A 5150-nucleotide genomic window follows, 5' to 3' on the forward strand; every position below is an offset into this window, starting at 1 on the left:
GAGTGACAAAGCTCACCCTCACCCTGGCCCTCTCCCCTCAAGGGAGAGGGGATGAGAAATTACGCAAAGGTGAATTAAGGATACAAATTATGGTGGTTTAAAGAATAAAAACGAGATTTTATGCAAAATTTTAAAAAATTAGTAGCTAGACACCCTGAAAAAACCCTCATTGTAACAGGTCAAATAGGTGGGGCAACCAACAGCCCTCAATTTGCTGATTATATCTGGAGCAGAAGCCTTGCTACAGCAGAACCATGCATTCTCAATTGGATATTTCTACCTCTATCGGATCATGTTGACACCCTAGAATCCCTTCTGTTTTCCAGGTTAGAATTTACAGAACTGTCGTCAAATCAAACCGAAATTTCCGTTTTCCGTTCCCACGACGGTAGCCCCATTCCCAATATGGCCTCCATCTATCCCAACGTTATTTCTGCCCCATCACAAATCTCACAAAAGAAATAGAAAGCGGTGGCAATTCAAGTTGCCCGCCTTGCGCAAGAGCGCTGGGGTTAAAACCATTAACAACAATGTCTCCCGAAAAAGGGTCGTTTTGTGGGTTGGTGATACGAACACCGGTGCTTCTATCAATAGAACTGGCATTGAGTAGTTCCATCGAAACAAAACTACTCCGCACGGGGTCGTAGTTAACCATCACTATAAAAAGATTATTGGGATTTAAAAATGGCCAAATACTAACGAGAGGGTTGGTATAAGTTTCGCCCCATTTGTTAATGCCCGATAATAGCTCATCAGGTGTTGCATGCTCAACTTTGACATTATTCCCCATGTCCCAAGTCAAATAGCGTGTTTTAATGTCGGGGGTTAAATATAAAGCCTGGTTGCTTAAGCCTCGGGCAAAATAAGTAAAGGCCCAATAACTGGGGGTGAGAAGACGCCCCACTACCGATGCATCGTTATCACCAATGACGCCGTAAACAAATTTTTGATCGGAATCGAGCACAAAGGTGTGACCCAGCTTGGCACCTAATCGAGCCATCTCTCCTAAAGCGCTGATTCTTTGAAAGGCATCTGCAAAGGTGTTGCCAACATAAACCCATTGGCTTTTGGTGGAATCATAATAACTGTATTGTTTCCATTCAAAACCATACTCAGTAAGAGCCACAAAAGGTTTTACTTCATCTTCAGCAAAATATTGATCGATGGCTTGCTGGGCCAATTCCACCTCCCGTAACACGGGCCGACCTGCTTCGGCATCGGGTCGATTTAAAGTGCGCCAACCCGCTGGGGCGCCTAAATACCAATGGAGTTGGTCAGCCTCTGAATAACTCATGCCCCCAACGTTATAAATCTTCGTGTAATGATGGACGGCTAGAAAATCGATGTAAGGAATGGGGCTTTCAGCCTGAATAATAGGAATCGCCACACTCCAGATATCTTGGGTTCCCCAACCTCTGCGGCCTGGCAGCCCTAATTGGATGTTGGGGTCAACTTCTTTAAGTAGCAGGGCTTGATGAGCCCATTTTTGTGCGTAACCCGCCCAATTGTTATTTTGATTCCACCCGGTGTAATAGGGCTCGTTACCTACTTCAATATATTTGACATTCCAGGGTCTGAAATGTCCCCGTTGGGCGCGCAGGTTTGCCCAATTATCAGTGGGTGTATTGTGAGTAAAATCGAATTGTTTATTTTTGTAATCGGCATCGGCGGTGCCATTCATATATTCTAATAAATCAGCCCAATATTGAGGCGTATCCCAACCAAACGTTGTGCCGGGGAGTGCAGGCGTTCCGTACTCAAGCCCAGGGGTTAGCGGAATTTGAATGACGGGAGTGAGTTTGGCCATTTGCGCAAATTTTAAAAAGTCATCGATCGTGGCATGATTGCCATCAAACGAATAATATTTATCAAAACGCCCCTGATTGGTGGCATTGTTCCAAGGTGGTTGAATGCGGGTGCCTAGCTTTTGAGAATGCACGCGAACTTCATCGAGGCGATAAGCAAGAGTGGCTGCTTTGGCATTGGATTGCGGAATATAACCTAAATGCCAATTGGCCCATTTGCCCGTGGAAAGGGAAGTGCTTTGGGCTGCAAGCAATTGTGAACCAAGCCAAAATTCTAAATTACCTTGGCTTAAATTAACGGTGATCAAATACCACTTTCCTAAAGTTAAAGGGGTGGGGGCAACGATATTTAAATTAGGGTCGACTTTAGAGGTAAGTCTTAAGGTCAATGTATCATCTACCCAAAGTTGAATCCTTGAATCATCGGTGTGAAGCAACAACCAAGAACCTTCTAAAGTTGCAGCATCAATCTTGAATGCAAATTGAAAAGCCAACGTTCCATTGTCTTGGTCTAACTTGGGCATTAATAAAGAAGACCGATCCGCAGCGTTTGCCACTTCAAGTTTTAAAGAATGCCGATTCCAGGCCGCCCCGGCACTTTGCCAATAATCAATTTCCATTTTGCCTTGGCCTTGGAGCTCTTTCACCCAAGCCCCCGACCACTCTTCTAAATTTTCCAGATTATAATTTTTAGTCACCCCGGTTGGTTCAATGGTTTGGGTATCCCAACGCTGGCCCCAACGCGTGTCATCATACATGTGGTAGCGAACCGAGCCGCCACCCCATTGGGAAAAAGAGGCCGCGTCGCGGAACAACACGCTCGAATAATTATAAAGGACGTTTCCACCTATAATGGGTCGCTCAACTTTTTTGCCAGACGCCGCCAAATCAAGGGTTATGTGGGTATCAAAGCTCTCGGCTTGAGCGACCCCAATAGAAAGATAGAAAAGCACCAGGAGGTTTAATGGAAGCATACGCATAACGACCCCTTCTGGGACTAAGAATCTCTTTTTGAGTTTAGTCCCTAAATCCCCTGGTATGGGTACTAGTTTAAAGAGATTGTGTGCCGGTGTGGTAGGTGAAACTTAAGTTTGGGAGGAAAAGTGTATACTAAAGGTATACACTTTTTTAAACTCGCTCAATGATGGTGGCTACGGCCATGCCTAAACCAATGCATAACGTCACTAAACCATAACGCTTTTTAGTGCGTTCTAACTCATCAAGGACTGTGCCAAGTAACATGGCGCCGGTAGCGCCTAAAGGATGCCCTAGGGCAATAGCTCCACCGTTAACGTTGATTTTTTTAGGGTCGACTTCTAATTCTTTAATCACCGAGAGAGGTACTGGGGCAAAGGCTTCGTTGATTTCAAATAAATCAATGTCTTGAATTCGTAGCCCAGCTTTTTCACAAACTTTAGGAATAGCTTTGATAGGTCCCAAGAGCATGAAGATAGGATCATCACCAATTTCCACCGTGGCAACGACTCGAGCCCGTGGTTTTAGGCCGACTTCTTTAATCTTTCTTTCAGAAGCAAACAATACACACGCTGCACCATCGACAATGCCGCTCGAATTGCCGGCATGAATGGTGCCGTTTTCTTTGAACACGGTTTTAAGGGCAGCAAGAGCCGCTTTGGTGGTGCCAGGTCTCAGGTGTTCATCTTTTTCAAATAAAAAAGTTTTGCCATCTTGGGTTTTGGCTTCGACCGGAACAATGCTATTGCTAAATTTGCCTTGTTCCCAGGCAAGGGCGGCTAGTTGTTGAGACCGCACCGCAAATTCATCGAGTTGATCGCGGGTGAAACCATATTTTTCAACAATCATCTCGGCGGATTGGCCTTGATTGTAAAGATGCGGGTAACGTTCGGGCAATTTAGAGTTAGCCATGTTAGAATTAAAATCGATGTTCATTTCACAACGAGTCATGTGCTCGATGCCGCCACCAATAATCAAATCGGCTTGCCCTGCCATGACGGCGTGGGCGGCCATATTCGAGGCGGTTAGCCCCGAGCCGCAAAAGCGATTCACGGTGCAGCCCGGAACTTCTTCAGGCAGGCCTGCTGCCAACACGGCCTCACGCCCAATCACATTGTCTTGTTCGCCCCGTTGAGTCACACAGCCATAAATCAAATCATCGATTTGATCAGGATCAAGGTCGTTGCGATCGACAATTTCTTTAATAGGGGTTGCAGCTAAATCAATGGGGTGGGTAAAACTTAAACTCCCTTTGCGTTTCCCCCGTGGTGTGCGAACCGCATCAATAATAAAGGCATCGGCCATAAAAACTCCTCTCTAGATGGGAGTGTCTACCTGTCAGATCATTTAACTTCAACTTAAAAATGGGGCCCCATCAATGAAATTTTTATTACAAAAAAGTGGCTCGATGAAAGGCCTGTTCTACGTTGGTCTTAATGTTGGGCCCCAGCTTTCCCAAATACCTTTTTATAAGTTTTTTTTGGACCGTAGCAAGCTTGTTTGTTTTAAAAACAGAATCTTTTTTTAATCCACTCATTTTAAAATCAGGATGAGTTTTTTCAAAAAGCACTTCATACTTTTCGATGCGCAGAGGAATGACCGAAGAAATAAAAAGCAGGGTATAATCGTCTTCTTTTTGATGGACTTCTTCTTTAGAAATAATCAAGGCAGGTCTTAATTTTATCTGGGAGAGATCCGTAAAGGGAAAAGAAACGAGGACAATGTCTCCGGCGTTAAGCAAGGTCACTTTATTTCAAGCCCATCTTGATGAGAATAAACATCTTCTTTTTTGTCCAACAGAAAGTCAAGGCTACCACCCTCTAAGGAAAGCCTTTCCAAAAGTTCAACCGGTAGGTCGGATAAGCGTTTGCGTACGGATAATGAAAGAAACTCCTCTACAATTTCAGCGAGAGATTTTTTCTCCAAAGAGGCGAGAAGTTTGAGTGAACTATGGATTTTTTCTTCAATATAAATAGACTTCATATAATCTTAAAAAAGAATATAAGAATTTAATTTAGATGTCAATGTGAAAAAAAAGGCATGCTAATGGATCCCATCAGCATGCCTGGATGAAAATTGTTTCTAGCTCTGCCCACGAAGGACCCGACAAGTGGTTCGGGTGGCCAAACCATCAACATAATCTGAATAATCTGATGGATTACCCTCACATATATCGTGAACATAGTTCTCATAAGAGTTAATCTCGCATCTTGCAAAATCATCGGTTGCTCCACTGCATTGTTCTAAGGCTTCATCCACAGCTAAGTTAGCAGCAGCTTCCCAGGCATCACTACAACTATGGGAAAACTTCCTCAATACTCGCTTAGCATGCGCTTTGGCCCTCTGACAGGGGTCAAGACTCGAGAGATC

The 5150-nt window shown here is 44.3% G+C and carries 6 protein-coding genes; 1 reads left to right on the top strand and 5 read right to left on the bottom strand.

What is annotated here, in order from left to right:
- Positions 1-120 precede the first annotated feature (120 nt).
- Positions 121-465, top strand: a complete 345-nt coding sequence (locus HYU97_02280; protein ID MBI2335572.1) for a hypothetical protein — start codon at positions 121-123, stop codon at positions 463-465.
- Here the strand turns inward: HYU97_02280 and HYU97_02285 are convergent.
- The 5 genes from HYU97_02285 to HYU97_02305 all read right to left on the bottom strand — a co-directional run bounded on the left by HYU97_02285 (position 428) and on the right by HYU97_02305 (position 5096).
- Positions 428-2785, bottom strand: a complete 2358-nt coding sequence (locus HYU97_02285; GenBank protein MBI2335573.1) for a hypothetical protein — start codon at positions 2783-2785, stop codon at positions 428-430. The two genes, HYU97_02280 and HYU97_02285, sit on opposite strands and share 38 nt — an antisense overlap.
- Positions 2786-2933: 148 nt before the next feature.
- A complete protein-coding gene (locus HYU97_02290; GenBank protein MBI2335574.1) occupies positions 2934-4085 on the bottom strand; it encodes an acetyl-CoA C-acyltransferase in 1152 nt (383 codons plus the stop codon).
- Positions 4086-4170: 85 nt separating this feature from the next.
- Positions 4171-4521 (bottom strand): type II toxin-antitoxin system PemK/MazF family toxin, encoded by a 351-nt coding sequence (locus HYU97_02295; GenBank protein ID MBI2335575.1) that lies wholly within the window; start codon positions 4519-4521, stop codon positions 4171-4173.
- A 2-nt stretch (positions 4522-4523) separates the two neighbouring features.
- Positions 4524-4763 carry a hypothetical protein gene (locus HYU97_02300; GenBank protein ID MBI2335576.1) on the bottom strand — a complete coding sequence of 80 codons (240 nt, stop codon included), beginning with the start codon at positions 4761-4763 and terminating at the stop codon, positions 4524-4526.
- Between the two features lie 99 nt (positions 4764-4862).
- Complete coding sequence (locus HYU97_02305) at positions 4863-5096, bottom strand: hypothetical protein (GenBank protein MBI2335577.1); 234 nt, start codon at positions 5094-5096, stop codon at positions 4863-4865.
- Between the last annotated feature and the right edge of the window lie 54 nt (positions 5097-5150).

The sequence above is a fragment of the Deltaproteobacteria bacterium genome (assembly GCA_016183235.1).
In the GTDB taxonomy this organism is placed as follows: domain Bacteria; phylum UBA10199; class UBA10199; order DSSB01; family JACPFA01; genus JACPFA01.